This is a genomic window from Caballeronia grimmiae, from assembly GCF_022879615.1.
GTDB classification, from domain to species: domain Bacteria; phylum Pseudomonadota; class Gammaproteobacteria; order Burkholderiales; family Burkholderiaceae; genus Caballeronia; species Caballeronia grimmiae.
On sequence record NZ_CP084275.1, the window covers coordinates 148,454 to 165,273 of the forward strand.

A 16,820-nucleotide genomic window follows, 5' to 3' on the forward strand; every position below is an offset into this window, starting at 1 on the left:
TCCTTATGCCTATCGGTCTAATTGGTCGCGACCGGTGCTTGACTCTACAAATCCTTCGTGTGACTGCCTATGCGATGGCATTGACTGATTGGACGCGATCGCGCAACTGGAATTTCTGAATCTTTCCAGTTGACGTCTTGGGCAATTCACCGAAGCAAACCCGCTTTGGGAGCTTGAATTTAGCTAGTCTCGACCGACAAAACTCGACGATCTCTTGTTCGCTCACCTCATAACCATCTCTGAGTTCAACAAACGCACAGGGAACTTCGCCCCATTTATTATCGGGCAACGCGACAACCGCGGCTAGCAAGACCGCCGGGTGGCGGTGAATAACATCTTCGACCTCTATCGAGCTAATATTCTCGCCCCCGGAAATGATGATGTCTTTGCTTCTGTCGACGATCTTCACGTATCCGTCTGGGTGCAAAACGCCAAGATCCCCAGTGTGGAACCACCCTCCGGCAAGCGCTTGCGCAGTAGCGGTCGGATTTTTCAGATAGCCCTTCATAACGCAGTTGCCGCGGAAGAAGACCTCACCGATCGTCTGCCCATCTGCCGGCACAGCTTGCAACGTGTTGGGATCAAGTACCGTTACGGACTGCTGAAGTGGATAAGTCACTCCTTGCCGACCGTTGAGCTTTGCTCGTTCCTCCACTGAGAGGTCTTTCCAGTACTCTTGCTTAGCGCAAACCGCCGCTGGCCCGTACGTCTCGGTGAGACCATAAACATGCGTCAGCGCGATACCGTTTTCCTCGCAGCCCTCAATGACGGACGCCGGAGGAGAAGCGCCGGCGACAAGTCCGTGCATAGGATGGTCGATGCCGTTGCGATCTTCGCTCGAAGCGTTAAGTAGCATGCTGTACACGATTGGCGCTCCGCAAAGATGTGTGACTTTATGGCGACGAATAAGGGCCCATGTAACGGAGGGATCTACTCGACGCAAACAAACATTCGTTCCCGCAACCAGCGCTATCGTCCAGGGGAAACACCACCCGTTGCAGTGAAACATAGGGAGAGTCCACAGGTAGACCGGGTGATGCGGCAGAGCCCACGCAATCACATTGTTGATCGCATTGAGATAGGCGCCTCTGTGGTGCGTGACAACTCCTTTCGGATCACCGGTAGTACCGGACGTGTAGTTGAGTGCGATAGCACTCCACTCGTCGGTTGGCAATTTCCACTCATAGCAGGGGTCGCCGCCTTGTAGAAATTGCTCGTAAGCCGCTGCGCCCGCCAGCTCAACACTCGGCGCTGTCTCGTCCTCCACCGCAACGACGTACGGTTGTGTCCCTTCTAGCAATGCGAGCGCCGCAGTCAGTAACGGCGCGAACTCACCGTCTACCAGTACAACGCGTACGTTTGCGTGTGCAAGCATGAAAGCAATGGCAGATGCATCGAGCCTCGTATTGAGGGTATTTAACACTGCTCCGCACATGGGAACGCCGAAGTGTGCCTCGAACATCGCGGGTACGTTCGGCAGGAGCGTGGCAACGGTGTCACCAGCGCCAACCCCACAGCTTGCTAGTGCGCTACCTAAGCGTCGACACCGCTCATAGGTCGTCCGCCAGTCCTGCTCAATATTTCCGTAAATCACCGCGGTGCGTTTCGGATATACGATTGCTGTTCTTTCAAGAAAGCTTAAAGGCGAAAGAGCAATGTAGTTAGCTGCGGTACGGTCGAGGTCCACATTGTAGTGATTGAACTTCTGCATGATCTCCTCCTCAGGCGATGGGCCTCTCGGGGCCTTTGGCAACAAGTCCGCCCGTGCCGTCGGTCATTATTCGTTCCCTAAATACAATGGAATTGCGAACTAAGCGAGCTTTACTAGCTGTTTTCCGAAGTTTAGACCCCTAAGCAAACCGAGAAACGCTTCTGGCGCATTTTCAAGACCTTCTACGATCGTTTCCCGATAGACGAGCTTCTTGTTTGCCACGGACTCAGCTAATTCTTTTAGCGCCTGCGGCCATACGTCCATGTGCTCCGTCACGATAAAACCTTGAAGAGCGAGGCGTTGAGTAAGTAGCAGACGTGGCCAGCGTAAGGGCGCGGCGTCGCCCTGGTAACCGGAAATCATTCCACAAAGTGCGATACGTCCGTGAGCGTTCATGCATTGAAGAACGGCGTCGAGTACCGGTCCCCCGACGTTTTCGAAGTAGCCATCGATGCCCCCAGGAGCAGCGTTCTGCAAATCGCCCGCAAGCTGACCTGCTTTGTAGTCCACGCACGCGTCGAACCCGAGCGTGTCGACGACATAGCGGCATTTTTCCACACCGCCCGCGATGCCTATCACCCGGCAGCCAACAGCCTTCGCTAATTGGCCGACAACGCTTCCAACTGCGCCACTTGCAGCGCTGACTGCAATCGTCTCGCCCGCAACAGGAACGATTATCCTGTTTAGTCCATACCACGCGGTAACTCCCGGCATCCCGACGACCCCGAGATACGCTGAAAGCGGAACCTTACTTACGTCCACCTTTCTTAAGTCGCTACCATCGGACGTCCCGATTTCTTGCCACCCCGACATGCCCACAACATGGTCGTGGACCACGAAAGCGGGATTCAGCGACTCAACAACAACTCCCGCCGTGCCGCCGATCATCGCCTCGTTGAGCGGCTGAGGCGTTGAATACGATCTCGCTTCGCTCATCCGACCGCGCATGTACGGGTCTAACGACAGATATAGGTTTCTTACGCGCACCTCGCCAGCTTTTAAGGCTTCGAGCGGCCTTTCAACGAGTTTGAAATTCGAAGTCGACGCCTCTTTTTCCGGGCGCGACACAAGTAACACCTGCCGATTCATCTTCGTTCCTTTCATCCGGGAAGCTCCTTCTTCGAGCGCGCCACGACGGGAGTTTGTATCGTCTTGACGTCTGCGTCAGAAAGCTGACTGATAGATATTCAGGGCATCGCTCTCGGTGACCTGTCGAGGGTTGTTCACGAGTAGCCGCGTTTGCTTCATGGCATCAGCCGCTAGTTTGGCCAATGCCGTCACTGGGATACCGACATCACGCAATCGCGAAGGAAGTCCCAACTCCCCCGACAAAGCAGCTAAGCTTTCAATGAAACGGGACGCCCTGTCCGATTTGGTCACGCTTAGCAACTCAGGGAACGCATCAGCCGCGATCTCGCAATAGGCGGACGACGCAGCATCCAGGTTGAAACGTAAGACATGCGGAAGCACCAACGCATTCGAAAGTCCGTGGGGCACATGAAATTGGGCGCCGATCGGGTACGCAAGGGCATGCACGGCGGCAACCGGCGAATTTGCGAACGCTTGACCAGCCAACATTGATCCAAGCAGCATCGATTCGCGCGCCGCCACGTTTGTACCTAGGGACACTGCATCACGAATATTCGCGCCGAGAATTTGCAAGGCCTGCCGTGCAAGCCCTCGAGAGATTGGGTTGTTGGATGTGGAAGCAGACGAAAAGGCTTCAATAGCGTGGACCATCGCATCGATGCCCGTAGCGGCCGTAATGTGGGCTGGCAGGCCTAGCGTCAACTCTGCGTCAAGTACGGCGACGTCCGGTAGCAACAGTTTGGATACAATGCCTTTTTTCTCGGCGGCCCCGGTCGTCAAGATGGCGATAGGTGTCACTTCAGAACCCGTACCGGCCGTGGTCGGCACTAAGACTAAAGGAATACGCGGACCCTGTGCTACCCCGACGCCATATACGTCGCCCAAGGACGCTTTGCTACCAAGCAGTAGCGCGGCAACTTTTGCGACGTCCATCGGAGATCCGCCTCCGATGCCGATCACACCTGTCGCGTTAATGGACTGCGCCGCTGCCACGGCACTCATCACATTACTTTCGGGCGGGTCCGCATCGACACCGTCATACACAACGAGTTCATGGTTAGCTTCTCGAAACTTCGCAAGGATCGGGTCAAGTAAGCCAAGTTTCACCAGCCCCGCATCGGTCACTATCAGCAAGCGCTTACCAAGGCCGGGACCGAGTGTCGATGGCATTTTAACACTGCAGCCGCGACCACAGATTATCGACGGTGTTGTGTTGAAGGCGAAACTTGACATGGATTCGTTCCCATAGAGTCTGCGTAATTCCGGTGCCGATGCCGCTAAAAGCGAAAAAGCGTGCTGCACCGTCTCAATCGGGCGCAGCCAGGTAGGAAGCACATTTAGGCGAGCTGCTCGGCGTCAACGTGGAGTTTGTAATCGGCCGCGCGAAAGGGCGTAACCTCATCCTCGAACGTGTGTGAGTAATCGGGCCACAGCGTCGTCAGCCGGCCATTTCGCTCGTCGACGTACCACGCAGTGCAACCGCCAGTCATCCAGACAGTGGTCGCCGCACGCTTATCCAAACTGGCCCGGAACCTATCTTCAGCATCCGAACGCACTTCGATCGCTTGCGCCTTCGAATGATCGAGATACTGAATAACCTTAAGCACGTGTTGAATCTGGGCCTCGAACATGTAGACCTGGGAGTTATGACCAATGCCCGTGTTTGGACCGCCTAGGACAAAGAAATTAGGGAATCCGCTGACTGACGTCGTTGCGAACGCCTCTGCCCCCTGATCCCATCTTTTGGCCAGCGAACGACCTCCCAAACCAACTATGCGTTTCGCAATGGGCAAATCCGTGGCCTCGAACCCAGTGCTTAGTACGAGCGCATCAAGCTGGTGCCGCACACCATCTGTTGTCACGATCGCGTCCGAATCAATGTAGTCGATACGATCAGTCACCAGATCGACATTGGGACGGCATAGCGCTGGGTAGAAGTCACTTGACTTAAGGATTCGCTTACAGCCAATCTCATAGTCGGGGGTCAGCTTGCGGCGCAACTCCGGATCGGGTACTTGATCCTCCAGATGCTTAAGGGCAATGGCCGTGGCCTTTGCAAGCAACGATGGAACCGCTGCGCGTTGGGCATAACGTTCTTCGTTTTCCCAAAAAATAGCGGTGCGAAGCTCTTGCATCTTCTCTGGAAGCTTCCTAAACATACCCTTCTCTGCATCAGTGAAGTCGCGATCAGGACGCGGAACGACCCATGATGCAGTCCTCTGGAATACCGTCAGGCGAGATGCAACCTTTGCCACTTCGGGGATAATTTGAACGGCGGACGCGCCGGTACCGATGACACCAACTCGTTGTCCTTCCAGCGGAATACTGTCGTTCCATCGCGCCGAATGAAAGATTGCTCCTTTGAAGGAGGATAGCCCTTTAATATCGGGTAGCTTCGGCTCTGACAGTAGGCCCGCAGCGCTGACGAGTAGTCTAGCGGTAAACATTCCTCGTTCAGTCTTGACATCCCAACTCCTACGCGAATTGTCCCATCGAGCTTCTACCACTTCTTCATTGAAGCGGATATGCGAAAGCAGTCCTTCTTCTTTGGCGACGTTGCGCAAGTATTCGTGAATCGCAGGCTGCGCCGAGAAAACGCTAGGCCAATCGGGGTTCAGTCGAAAAGAGAAGGAGTAAAGATGCGAAGGCTGATCACACGCTGCTCCGGGGTACCGGTTATCGCGCCAAGTCCCGCCGACATCACTCGCGCGCTCAAGAATCAAGATGTTGTCATTTCCCCGACGCTTCAACTGCGCGGCCATGCCAAGTCCCGAGAAGCCCGTGCCGATGATGATTACATCGTAGACTGCACTGTTTCGTTCAATTTGATCGTTCATACTGACCTCCTACAATTGAAAACCGGCAAGCTGTTTCAGGCTTGGATCCGTGAAAACGGGGAACGAATCGCTTGTAGCGTTCAGACGCACAAATCGATCAATGATTCGGAATAGTTCCGCAGGTCGCTCAGTGACGGAGCCGTGGCCCGACTTCACTTCGGCAAGCAACGCGTTATCAATACCGCCTGCAAGTTCGAGGCTGTATTCGAGAGGTATGAGTTGGTCATATGTACTTCCAACCACTAAGGTCCGTGCCTTAACTAAACCCAGTCGGTCCACGATATCCAAGTTTAGGTTCAGGGCCATTTGTTTGTCGCTTCCGGGACCGACGACATAGTCGCTGCGCAGTTGCTCAATATCTTTCCAGCCGCGAGCATTCAAAAAGGCTCTGCCATAGACACTCGAGATCATGAATTCCGCGAGTGCAGCGCGGTCCTCAGAGTCGCGAAGGCGCTTCCAGAGCGACAGTCTCAACTTCAACGCATTGTCTGTTTTCGCCCAACCGTTGAGCAAGACCAAGTTGCTGACCTGTTGCTTTAGCTGCAGGGTGGCTTCTACTGCGACTGCAGCACCAAGCGAATACCCGATCAGATTAACTTTGCCGTCAGACACGAGATGTCTTATCGCGCCCGTCACCTGAGCACCGAGCGCCTCGACGGACAACTGCCGGGATGAACCCCTGCCACCGGGTTCATCCGACAGATCCAGACCAATAACGCGATGCCTCGATGCAAGCATCGGAAAGAGCGTGAAGAAGTGCGTCTCTGCCCTTCCGCCGGTGCCGTGCACCATGACGATTGGGGCGGCGCTACTGTCGACCTGACCGCCGTCACAAAACCGCACGGTGAACCCGTCGACATTGACGGTACCCTCGGTCACGCCGGGATAGATACTCATTGCCAAACTCCTCCACAAATCTCGGTTTGCTGATTCGCGCACTCGAATAAAAGCACCGCTTACAGCTACGATGTTAGTTGTCCTATAGGACTGTCGGAAAACCTCGGACGCGCTCTAGATCATTCTCGCAACCGGCGTCTAGCGACTACAGTGATACGGTTACAGAGCCCGACTCCGCAGGCCGCCCGACTGTGGCCCTGCTTAAAGGTCCGACGTCTTCGCGATAACCACCGAGTGCCAAAGGAACCAGTATCACTTTGGTAGCGATGTAATACACAAAGCCTGACAGAACTACGACGGGAATGGATGCTCCGAAATATTTGAACGGCTCGGCAGTCGCGCTAGTCACCGGGTTATAGAGCCACAGATACAGCAAGACCGAAAGCCCAGTGATAACTATCGCTATCCAGTTCACCCCACCCCAGAACGTATATTTACTTCCGCTGGAAGCGAAAAGGTGGGCAGGATCGATGCGTTCCTTCCGAAGGAAGAAGTAGTCGACCAAAGTAATACCTGTGATGCCAACGAACATTACGCCGTTATAAGAGAGCCAGCTCATGACAGCGGACAGCAACCATTCTGTCTTGAACGCAAAATAGATACCTGGCAAAAGCATGGCAGCAAGAAGAAGCTCCCATTTAATTCTCGCGAAGAGTGGGATCTGCTGCACCGAGACTCCAGCGAGATAAATCATGACGACCATCGTTGCGATATTCGCTAAGAGGACAACGCCCATAGTTACACTGCCGAATATCGGGCCGGCAAGTTTAATCATCCAGATCGTCGGATCATGGGTTCCTGCGCTGATCGCTGCAAGAGCTGCAACTGTCGAAACGAAGGCGGCGCCAAGCAAACCCACACCCAGTACAGAAGGACCCATTACGTGGGAACGTCGCTTAACAAGACGGCTCAAGCCGCCCATTACCGGCCACCATGTCAACGCGTTTGAGAATCCAAATTCGACGGCTAATGCAAGTCCACGAGTCTTGTCATGTGTGAGCATTTGGTCTGCGGGAAGTTGGTTCACCCACAACGCATGCAGTCCGAAGCGATAGACGAGAATGCCGAACATTCCAACGGTGATCAGCATATGTAACGGGCCGATGTATCCGTTTAACCGTTCAAAGAGCTTAGGACCTTTCGCAGCGATGAGCCAGACTATGACCAGGGCTCCAAGCGCGACGATTATGACGAGTTTCTCATGCGCCGCACTGGACGGACCCGTGCCGGTGATAGTGGCGGCTATGTTGGCCGCGCCTCGAGAGGTTAAAGCCTCGACAACAAAAGACCACCCAATGAGCGTCGCTAGCAAACCGATAAGTGGAACAATGATGCCCCGATAGCCAAAGGTCGCCTTTGCGCTATCGATGACGTCGGTGCCGTATTTAAAACTCGCAGCGCCGGAAGCCAGGGTGACAATCGACATACCGATGACTAGCCCAATGACGTACCCGGCGACGCCCAATCGCCAATCTCCAACATACGGAAGGAATCCGCCGATCAGGAACGCCCACGTCGCCGCACTGAAAGCGCAACAGGTCCAGAGGAATGATCCATACGACCGGTAGATCCGCTCATTGAACAGAACCGGTAACCGCCCTGCCAAAGCTTCCTGCTCGACGCTTTTCGCATTGTGTTCCATGGCACGGCTCCTAGGAGAAAAGATAGAGCGTTGCTACCCAAAGGGCTGCTCCGAACGCGCTCCAAATGGCGCCTTCAAGCAGCATTAGGCGGCCCGATTGCCAGCACTCAGATGATGCGTGGGCGCCACTGACCATCTCGTTTATCTGAGCGGCCAAATCTATGTTCAATTGGAGCCCGGAGTCAGTGAGATCTGACACCAGCTCGGCAGGGGACGTCGTCATTACTCGCTCCGCAAAGTTAGGAAAATGGCCCGCGCTTCAAGAGACGCTGTTGGCTAGCGCTCGTAAGTTCTTTGCAAGGAGCGCTCAACTGCACGGTGAAGCATCAGAGTAGTTGCCACACAATCCCTGAGGAATGTGATCGAAGGTCAAAATGTGTGTGGCGCATGGACACGGCATCGGACAAGTTGACAACGCTGGCGCGCTCGTCGTCAACAACCTCATGATTCTACGACGCGGAATCTTGGGGAAGACCCTGCCCGATAAGGACCGCCAGCGACGTCAGCACACGATTCACAGCTGCAAACCGACCCGGAGCGCCAGCGAGGCTTCTTCGATAGAGCATCAACCCCTCGAGCGTTGCGGCGATCAGCGTCGCCCGGGCGTAGCACTCCTTGCTTGATGCTGCAGGATCGAGCTCATGAACCAGCGACACGAAGATCTCTCGGTACGCCCGGTAGACGCGGATCAGAAGCTCGTTGGCAACCTCGTTGCGCTGTGCCAGAGCAAACATCTCCAGCGAAAAAGAGACGACATTTGGGTTCTTAATTTCTGAGACCAAATCAGTAGTTATTTCGTCCATACGCGTCACCGGAGATTTATTGGACGCGACGCTGATCGCGGAATAACGAACTAGGTAGGTGCTCATCAGAGCGTGTAAGGTCGCGTGGAGGAGTTCGTCGTGAGTCTTGAAATAGTGTTGCAAGTTGGAAGTCAGGATACCCGCCAACTTTGCGACCCGTCCCTGCGTGAAATTTGCGTACCCTTCCGTCGACAGGAGGCCGGCGGCAATTCTGATGATTTCACGGACCTTCTCCGCACGTCTGATGCTCTGCATCGTCGGCCGTCGATGTGCCGTGGCGCTTTCCGTTGATTGGGGGAAGCTAAGAGTAAGGGGTGCCTGGCCCGCGGTGCTGAGATCCGAATGAGAGGCTTCGGGTACTCCATCCTCGAATTCGTCGTGAATTTGCGGCGGCAGCGAAGCAAGATACCGCGCGCTCCGCTTCATCGTCCTTGCTACCTCAAGATTATCCTTCTCCGTGTCACCGCCGCGGAAAGCGAAGATCATCAGCCCCTCGGTTTGGGACGCGACAAGGGTCGCTCGAACAATGGACTCTTCTTGAGATAGCGCCGGGTTGATCTCCAAAATCAAACGCGCCAGGATCAATCGGTAGTGCGCGTAAGTGCGCTCAACGATTTCCAGCACCTCCGGCTCGTGTTGAGCTACCGCCCACGCTTCAAACATCAGCCGCGGCACGTTTGGCTCGTTCACGTCATCAAATATCTTTTGTAAGAGATCATTTAACTTGCGCTGTGGCAGCCCATGACCCTCAGCAATAGAACTGTAGGCATGTAGGTAAGCCTCAAGAAACGATTCCACCGTCTCCCGCAGCAAGTCCTCTCTGCTCGGAAAGTAGTACTGCACGGTACTTAACGTGGTTCCAGCCTTTGCCGCAACGCGACGCGCCGAGAAGGCCGCGTACCCCTCCTCACTAAAGACGTCTCGTGAGAACGCGAGAAGTTGATCGATCCGGCTTGCCCGGTTTCGCGTTTGCGTCGAGCCTTCCGTGCCAATTTTTTCATCAAGTTCCACTATCCGCCCCCAATTATCATAACAAACCACGCGCTTGGCGCCGTGGAATTATAGGTCGCTTAACCCGCTGACGATAAGAATACAGACCGCTTACCTGCAACAAAACTCATTTGCCCTCGCCACGGGGCGCCCCAACGTAGGGAATGTCCTGAGCCGAAAGTATTTTGACGCGCTGGAAATTCGGTCGGTTAGCCAATAAACTTCGGTCACGTAACCAAGTTGTCACTGTAACCGCACGAAGCCTGCTTGTCGACAATGTAGGCGTGCCTTTGGCTCGGAGCATCAATGCAACGGTTCGAACTTTCGTTAAACGCCCCCTTTGCGGCTTCACAGTTAGCAGAGGTGGCTGTAGTCACCGACGTCGCCCGCAAGCTTGGGGTGTCGCCCCTGTGCGTCTTGGACCGTACGGGGATAACCTTGGGAAGCCTGGAGGGCAGCGAACAACGTCTGGTCTCGATGGACCAATTCATCGGCGCCTTGACAAACGGAGTCGAGCGAACGCATGACAGATGCTTTACCGTTCGGGCAGGCAGCAGAGTGCACCTTTCAGCATTCGGGCTCGCCGGATACGCGCTATGGAGCGCGGCGTCGCTGCGAGCCGCGCTAGAACTCGCTTCCCGCTATAAACCTCTGCTTAACCTGAAATGCGGACCCACCTTATCGGTTGAAGATGAGGTGGCAAACCTATACTTCTCCGCGCCTCAAGGACTGACCCAAGACGAGGCCGATATGTGTCTTGAGTTTGAAGTCGCAAAAGTCCTGACGTTTATTGCAGACCTCCAGGTCCAAGCTTTTGATCCAGAGATCCATATTGCATCAAGCTCATTGCCCATCAAGGGCACAAGCTTGATGCTCATGGAACGCCCCGTTCACTGTTCTGAAGGGGTTACGAAGATCGTCTTCAAGTCGAGCCTCCTCGATCAACCGCTCGTGCAATTCAATCCGGTCACGAATAAGGCGTGTATCCGGTCATGCGACGAGACCCTCTTGAACTTCGATAGCTCGACCGACCTTGTTAGTAGAGTCCGCACGATACTCTGCGATGCGTCGTTGGGCGCAATACCTACGCTGCCTGAAGTTGCGAGCCAGTTATGCATGTCTGCACGCACGCTGAGACGACGTCTTGAAACAATGGAAACCTCGTATAGCGAAATACTCGACGGGGTGCGCCGTAGTCTCGCAATTCGCTACGTCTCAACCACGCAGATGACAACCGAATGCATCGCAGAACGGCTGAACTATAGTGACGCCGCAAACTTCAGCCATGCGTTTAAGCGTTGGACAGGACACGCTCCAAGAGCATACCGGACGCGTGCTGTAACCGAACAGCAAACTATCCATTCACGACATTCACCACCTGAACTCCTTGCAAGTGCCGTTGCTTGAGCAACTAAAGAGAAACTGCCTTCCAGTTCGCGGTTGCAACAGCCTTTCGGTTTAACCGCTCGCTGTTTACTCGCGCGGCAGGAAGCACCCTAAAATTACGGAATCGAATCCATTTGTCTTCGAGCGATGGGCGGAGCGGACGGCGGCGCCGAATCGACGATCATGGCGGCGAGTTTGTATGACCATCAAGGATGGTCGCACGCTGCGACCGATTCGGATGTGGGGAAACAAAACACTTGCCCGCTTGGACGCAGTATTCTCGCGCACGTACCAGAGCGACGCGGAATGAGGGTCGTGTAGGGTCGATCCTGAAAAGCGAGGCTCGCGCCCATCGTTGCGAGTGCGACAGGATCGAGACCATCGAGACGGCGCTTGTAGCGAACTCCCAGCATTCAGATTACAAATACGTTTCCAGCTCCCATCGGCAGCCTCCCAAATCCTGAACGCGAAAGCATATTGCATTTGACCACTTGGAATGCCTGAGTGGAAATTACGCTCCATCCATCTAACGGAGGTTCGTAAGACTCGCGCCATGGCACGACGCCTTGCCACACCTGCCGCGAGCTAGGTGAGCCGGAATGGTCTCGTGCTGGCAGCACAGGGGACGGAGGACCAAGGCATCGGCAAGCGGGATCACTGCTAGTTGCAAATGCTGCGTGACCCGCGGCCATTCTAATGCGCTCGGTGGCAAGAACTTTGAACTTCGACTCTGCCGGCTTCATGGCAAGGTGCCCATCAATGTGATGCCCAATTTGGTGCAAAACATTCTCGCGGGCACCTTGGCGATCGACCCACGAACCGCGCGACGGTCTAGTCACGCTATCAGTGAGCGGAAAACGTAGGAGTCGCATCAAAGTCAGCATCAAATCATCCGACACTATCTCGCTTAATTTCTTTCAAAAAATTTCGAAAAATTGGGCGTTTAACAATGAGGATTCGAACGCCTTGCCTAAGATTTTCTCGTATGTCGCCAGTCCGCCTGGTGGCGGAACTCAGCGATCGAACAATATTGCACGAAATCCGCTGCTCACAATACCTTGATTATCGAGGCCATTGTGTTGCCACCATGCCCTGCGGACGACGCTTTCGCGAGATCGTTCGCAATAATGCTCGCCAGAAGGGCTCGGCCAGGCAATGCCTTCTCCATGACCTTGCTCGCCATCTGCACTGCGCCCAAATGTACGTCGACAGTTGCCTGGTCGGTACTGAAGTCTTCTTTGCTGATCGCGTCGATCGCGACCGAGATTTGTTCCTCCAAGACGGGGATCAGCGCAGGAACGGCCCGCTTGATGCTATCAATGCTTACTCCTTCACGCAACGCATACGTTGCGGATTCAATGAAAGCCCCTAATGCCGTATGGAAGAAGCTGATGGCCATAGCCATATCAATGACAGCGGGTGCGCTGATCTTTTCCCCTGCGTACCATGTCGCGCCTCCGAGCGCACCAAGCACATCACGGATCTGCTCCCATTTTTGTTCGGGACCCGCGACGATGACTCCAGCGCCGGACTTTCCGATCTGGTCCGGAAACGCCGGAATCGTCCCGTCCAAGTAAGTCGCACCTACTTCGGTGAATAAACGCGCAGTTTTATTTGCATCCTCAGGCGTGCTTGTATTCAGATTCAACACCGTCTTGCCCCTCGCCGCTCTCTTTGCATTCTCATCCATAAATGCGTCGATAACGTCATTGTTAAGTACGCAGATTACGGTCAGCTCGCTCGCAGCGAAGGCGTCCGCGGGGCTTTCCGCAATGCGAGAAGCACCGAGCCCTTCCGATGCTGCGCGGGTGCGGTTCCACACGGTAACTTGATGTCCTTCTTCGATAAAAGCACGCGCAAGCGCTCGTCCCATGTTACCTAGACCAATAACAGATACTGCATACGACATAGTAGACCCCCAATAAAAATAAAGCCGCCGTGCGGATAATCGGTGCGATTAAACGCTAAACCCTCTATGCGCCCGGCAGCACGCTGTGGAGCGAAGCCGCGTGAGAAAACACCTACTCAATCGAACAGCGGAGAAAAACCGGCTTGCCGCTTGTCAATTCGTGCCCAGTCAATCGAATTGGTCGAGTCGCATTCGCTCGTGCAAGAGCTGCAGCCACCTCAAACACAATCGGCTGCACGCGCGCAAAAGCCTCTTGACGAGAGACGACATAACTAACATCTGCAGCCTCGATCAGCGCTTCCTCGCAAAGCTCGCACGGCACGACCTCGTCATCGATCTGCAGATCGAAGCGGATCGCGCCATTTTCTAATTCGATGTTTGTTACGTTTTCTCTATTCCGATTCATTTCGACTCCTGTTCACGGTTTAATGGGTGTTCATCTTTGAGAGACCATTAAGCACCATGACGCCCGTAACAATTAGTCCCATTCCGAGTACTGCAAATGCATCGGGCTTTTGCTTGAAGAGAAAAATTGCAATGAGTGTAATAAGCGTCGTTCCCGCTCCTGACCAAATTGCGTAAACGATCCCAACTGGCAACGTGCGAAGGGTCAAGGATAGCGAATAGAAAGATATGCCATAGCCAACCGCGACAATCACCGAAGGTAGTACGCGAGTGAATCCTTCAGATGCTCGAAGCGCGGAGGTCGCAATGACTTCTGCAGCGATCGCCACCGTAAGCAACAAGTAAGCGGTGGAACGCATTAGGATACTCCATTCTCAATTTCGCTACGGTAAGTGCTTTTCCAACTGCCGTGGGCACTGATTACACGAGCGACAGGTGCCGCGCTAACAGATGCTGCATCTAGGCGAGTAGACCCTCACGCATCCACTCGCCCACAAAGGCTTGGTCAAACGTTGAAACCCATGATCGCTTTGGTTTCCAAGAACTCTTCTAGTCCTGCGCGTCCCCACTCGCGACCGTTGCCGGATTGTTTATAGCCGCCAAACGGCGCATTGAAGTCGGGTCCCGCGCCGTTGATGTGGACCATTCCGGTGCGCATCCGACGTGCGATAGCGCGCGCCCGATCCAAATTCGACGAACTAACATAACCCGACAGTCCATAGACGGAGTCGTTGGCGATCTCCACTGCCTGATCTTCGGATTCGTAGCCAATGATAGTGAGAACTGGGCCGAAAATCTCCTCACGTGCAATGCGCATCGTAGGTGCAACGTCTACGAACACCGTTGGCCTAACGTAGAAACCCTTTACCAGCCCGTCCGGTCGCCCGGGACCTCCGGCGACGAGCCTTGCCCCCTCTTCGATTCCGATGTCAATGTAACGTTGAATCGAATCAAACTGCTTTCTCGACGCGACGGGACCTAACGCGACGTCGGTGTCGAAGGGGTCGCCCACGCGGATGTTCGCAGTTACTGTCCGCGCTACTTCCGCCGCCTCGTCCATGCGATGCATCGGAACCAACATTCGTGTCGGCGCGATGCAAGTTTGCCCAGAATTATTAAAGCAGGCGGCAACTCCAGCCGACACGGCACCCGCGAACGAATCGTCGTCGAGAATAATATTCGCCGATTTTCCGCCCAACTCCTGCGACACGCGTTTCACTGTCTCAGCGGCATTAATCGCTACTTGAATGCCAGCGTTTGTTGATCCGGTGAAGGAGACCATGTCCACCTCGGGATGCGAGGACATTGCGGGTCCCAACTCTCGACCCGAACCGTTGACCAGATTAAAGACGCCCGGTGGGAAGCCGGCCTCCTCGACACACTCCGCAAAGATCATCGCTGACAGAGGTGAATTTTCGGCTGGCTTGACGATCATCGTGCACCCAGCCGCGAGGGCAGGAGCGACCTTACACACTAGTTGATTAATGGGCCAATTCCAGGGGGTGATTATCGCGCAAACACCGATCGGTTCTTTGACGATGGTGGTAGTGCCTGCCTGCTGCTCGAATTGATAGCTCTTCAGTAGTTCGATCGCGACGCCAATGTGCCAAACTCCGCACATCGCTTGCAAGCCCTTGGAGAACTCATACGGCGCGCCCATCTCAATCGTGATGGCATAGGCGAGCTCTTCGTGCCTCCTTTCAAGAGCCGCAACGGTGCGTTGAAGCAACGACACTCTTTCGTCCTTGCTCACACCGGACCAATGGGCAAACGCGCGCCTTGCCGCGAGCACTGCTCGATCGACTTCTTGCGTCGTGCCTTGTGGGATGACCCCGACAATTTCCTCTGTCGCTGGGTTGACCACGTTTGTGCGTCTATCGCTGAACGGCTCAACCCATTGGCCGTCGATAAAATGCTTGGCACGCCCTGCAACCTTCAGTTCCATCGCTGTCTCCGTCGTCTACCTCAATGCTTCAGCCGGCCCGAGGGCGGTGCCAGAATGTCGAATGAGGAATTAGTAAAGGTTGGTGGCCGTGGCTACGCTGAAGTCTTCGTTCTCAAGCGTAATCGCCGGGCTTTGCATTTCGACCCAGCCACAAAACGGCGGGCAGACCGAGTAACCAAGGAGTTGCTGAATGTGTGGCGGATACTTGAGGACGGTTTCCTTTGGCACTACGAGATATTGGTTTTCTTCTTGTCGAAGGTAACCAAGCGTGAGCGAGATGGCGATAGCGGTACGCGTTTCGGCCTCTGTAGTATTGAGGCCGCCCGCGTGATAGGTCCCACCAAGATAGATCAGACCTGAACCTTTTTTCATCACAGCCGGTACGGCCTCCTCCATTTTCGGGAGGCGCTCGTTGTCCCATTTGTGACTGCCTGGAACGACGAGCGTTGCCCCGTTCTCCGCAGTGAAGCGGGTCCCCGCGTAAATGACTTGAACCTGCGACTCCGGCCCGGGATGCGGGCGGTGATGAATGGCGTCGTCACGATGCAAAGACTGTGCGCCTTGCCCTGGCCAAATCTGAATCGCTTGCGTAACGCTCAGCTGTAGTGTAGGCAGCATGCCTTCGCCGCTTACACCAACGAACTTATAGGGCTGTTGCAGTAGGATTTTCTCGGCGGCACCGTGAAAATGCTTCTGCGTAAGGAACTCAGCGGTGTGAAGGGACTTGGCCATCAACGCCGAGCACCGGCGAGTCTTATTACCAGTGAAGCCCTCCTCGCCATAGGGCGTGCGCTCTAGATACGGACCGATGTCCGCAAAAAAGCGTTCCAGCAACTCGGGGCTGAGCATGTCTTCAACAATGACGCCGCCGTCCCGATCAATAACTTCCACAACGTCATCTACGTTCGCACTCGCAGGGAGTGTCGTCAGACCTTTTGCCATGTTGAGCCTCACTTGTTCGTCAATGTGTGACACAGATGTGCCAGTGAGGCCAGATTAGTGGTTACAGAATCCCAGAACCATGTGTCGAAGGGTCAGCGTCTTTGTGTCGCAAGGACAAAAGCTTCGATGCAGAACCAGCAGCCTACGACTGTCGTCCGTCTTGTTACCAGCCTACGATGCGACGACCGGGGCCCTTAGCGGCCAAGACTGCTGCACTTTTGGCCTCCTGCAACATTTCCAATCGCACTGCCGCTCCGTATGCTG

Annotated in this window: 13 protein-coding genes; 1 reads left to right on the plus strand and 12 read right to left on the minus strand. The window is 54.8% G+C overall.

The genetic code is table 11. From position 1 onward, the window contains the following. Positions 1-67 precede the first annotated feature (67 nt). The 7 genes from LDZ21_RS26995 to LDZ21_RS27025 all read right to left on the minus strand — a co-directional run bounded on the left by LDZ21_RS26995 (position 68) and on the right by LDZ21_RS27025 (position 9,990). Positions 68-1,711: an acyl-CoA synthetase gene (locus tag LDZ21_RS26995; protein ID WP_244797640.1), complete on the minus strand. Its 1,644-nt coding sequence runs from the start codon at positions 1,709-1,711 to the stop codon at positions 68-70. A 99-nt stretch (positions 1,712-1,810) separates the two neighbouring features. Then, complete coding sequence (locus LDZ21_RS27000; RefSeq protein ID WP_244797641.1) at positions 1,811-2,815, minus strand: NADP-dependent oxidoreductase; 1,005 nt, start codon at positions 2,813-2,815, stop codon at positions 1,811-1,813. Between the two features lie 60 nt (positions 2,816-2,875). Then, positions 2,876-4,033 carry an iron-containing alcohol dehydrogenase gene (locus tag LDZ21_RS27005; protein WP_244797642.1) on the minus strand — a complete coding sequence of 386 codons (1,158 nt, stop codon included), beginning with the start codon at positions 4,031-4,033 and terminating at the stop codon, positions 2,876-2,878. 104 nt (positions 4,034-4,137) lie between these two features. Then, complete coding sequence (locus tag LDZ21_RS27010; protein WP_244797643.1) at positions 4,138-5,637, minus strand: flavin-containing monooxygenase; 1,500 nt, start codon at positions 5,635-5,637, stop codon at positions 4,138-4,140. A gap of 9 nt (positions 5,638-5,646) precedes the next feature. Then, positions 5,647-6,534, minus strand: a complete 888-nt coding sequence (locus LDZ21_RS27015) for an alpha/beta fold hydrolase (RefSeq protein WP_244797644.1) — start codon at positions 6,532-6,534, stop codon at positions 5,647-5,649. A gap of 145 nt (positions 6,535-6,679) precedes the next feature. Further along, the gene (locus LDZ21_RS27020; protein ID WP_244797645.1) at positions 6,680-8,176 is read right to left on the minus strand and encodes a cytosine permease; all 1,497 of its coding nucleotides are present in this window, start codon (positions 8,174-8,176) and stop codon (positions 6,680-6,682) included. Positions 8,177-8,625: 449 nt separating this feature from the next. Continuing rightward, positions 8,626-9,990, minus strand: coding sequence for a TetR family transcriptional regulator (locus LDZ21_RS27025; RefSeq protein ID WP_244797646.1), 1,365 nt, complete (start codon positions 9,988-9,990; stop codon positions 8,626-8,628). A 285-nt stretch (positions 9,991-10,275) separates the two neighbouring features. Here LDZ21_RS27025 and LDZ21_RS27030 point away from each other — a divergent pair, with 285 nt between their 5' ends. Beyond that, positions 10,276-11,376 carry an AraC family transcriptional regulator gene (locus tag LDZ21_RS27030; protein WP_244797647.1) on the plus strand — a complete coding sequence of 367 codons (1,101 nt, stop codon included), beginning with the start codon at positions 10,276-10,278 and terminating at the stop codon, positions 11,374-11,376. A 1,027-nt stretch (positions 11,377-12,403) separates the two neighbouring features. On the opposite strand, the gene LDZ21_RS27035 is transcribed toward LDZ21_RS27030, so the two are convergent. From LDZ21_RS27035 to LDZ21_RS27055, 5 genes are all read right to left on the minus strand, one after another. Continuing rightward, entirely contained in the window at positions 12,404-13,264 is an 861-nt protein-coding gene (locus tag LDZ21_RS27035) for an NAD(P)-dependent oxidoreductase (protein WP_244797648.1), read from the minus strand. 112 nt (positions 13,265-13,376) lie between these two features. After that, the gene (locus LDZ21_RS27040) at positions 13,377-13,670 is read right to left on the minus strand and encodes a hypothetical protein (protein WP_244797649.1); all 294 of its coding nucleotides are present in this window, start codon (positions 13,668-13,670) and stop codon (positions 13,377-13,379) included. Between the two features lie 19 nt (positions 13,671-13,689). Beyond that, positions 13,690-14,028 (minus strand): DMT family transporter, encoded by a 339-nt coding sequence (locus tag LDZ21_RS27045; RefSeq protein WP_244797650.1) that lies wholly within the window; start codon positions 14,026-14,028, stop codon positions 13,690-13,692. Positions 14,029-14,174: 146 nt separating this feature from the next. After that, entirely contained in the window at positions 14,175-15,614 is a 1,440-nt protein-coding gene (locus LDZ21_RS27050; protein WP_244797651.1) for an aldehyde dehydrogenase family protein, read from the minus strand. Between the two features lie 69 nt (positions 15,615-15,683). Beyond that, positions 15,684-16,556 (minus strand): phytanoyl-CoA dioxygenase family protein, encoded by an 873-nt coding sequence (locus LDZ21_RS27055; RefSeq protein ID WP_244797652.1) that lies wholly within the window; start codon positions 16,554-16,556, stop codon positions 15,684-15,686. Positions 16,557-16,820: the final 264 nt, after the last annotated feature.

Coding starts and splice junctions, on each gene's coding strand:
- LDZ21_RS27010 (WP_244797643.1), bottom strand. CDS start 5,637: ATGAACGATCAAATTGAACGAAACAGTGCAGTCTACGATGTAATCATC.
- LDZ21_RS27035 (WP_244797648.1), bottom strand. CDS start 13,264: ATGTCGTATGCAGTATCTGTTATTGGTCTAGGTAACATGGGACGAGCG.
- LDZ21_RS27000 (WP_244797641.1), bottom strand. CDS start 2,815: ATGAAAGGAACGAAGATGAATCGGCAGGTGTTACTTGTGTCGCGCCCG.
- LDZ21_RS27015 (WP_244797644.1), bottom strand. CDS start 6,534: ATGAGTATCTATCCCGGCGTGACCGAGGGTACCGTCAATGTCGACGGG.
- LDZ21_RS27005 (WP_244797642.1), bottom strand. CDS start 4,033: ATGTCAAGTTTCGCCTTCAACACAACACCGTCGATAATCTGTGGTCGC.
- LDZ21_RS27030 (WP_244797647.1), top strand. CDS start 10,276: ATGCAACGGTTCGAACTTTCGTTAAACGCCCCCTTTGCGGCTTCACAG.
- LDZ21_RS27050 (WP_244797651.1), bottom strand. CDS start 15,614: ATGGAACTGAAGGTTGCAGGGCGTGCCAAGCATTTTATCGACGGCCAA.
- LDZ21_RS27045 (WP_244797650.1), bottom strand. CDS start 14,028: ATGCGTTCCACCGCTTACTTGTTGCTTACGGTGGCGATCGCTGCAGAA.
- LDZ21_RS27020 (WP_244797645.1), bottom strand. CDS start 8,176: ATGGAACACAATGCGAAAAGCGTCGAGCAGGAAGCTTTGGCAGGGCGG.
- LDZ21_RS26995 (WP_244797640.1), bottom strand. CDS start 1,711: ATGCAGAAGTTCAATCACTACAATGTGGACCTCGACCGTACCGCAGCT.
- LDZ21_RS27055 (WP_244797652.1), bottom strand. CDS start 16,556: ATGGCAAAAGGTCTGACGACACTCCCTGCGAGTGCGAACGTAGATGAC.
- LDZ21_RS27040 (WP_244797649.1), bottom strand. CDS start 13,670: ATGAATCGGAATAGAGAAAACGTAACAAACATCGAATTAGAAAATGGC.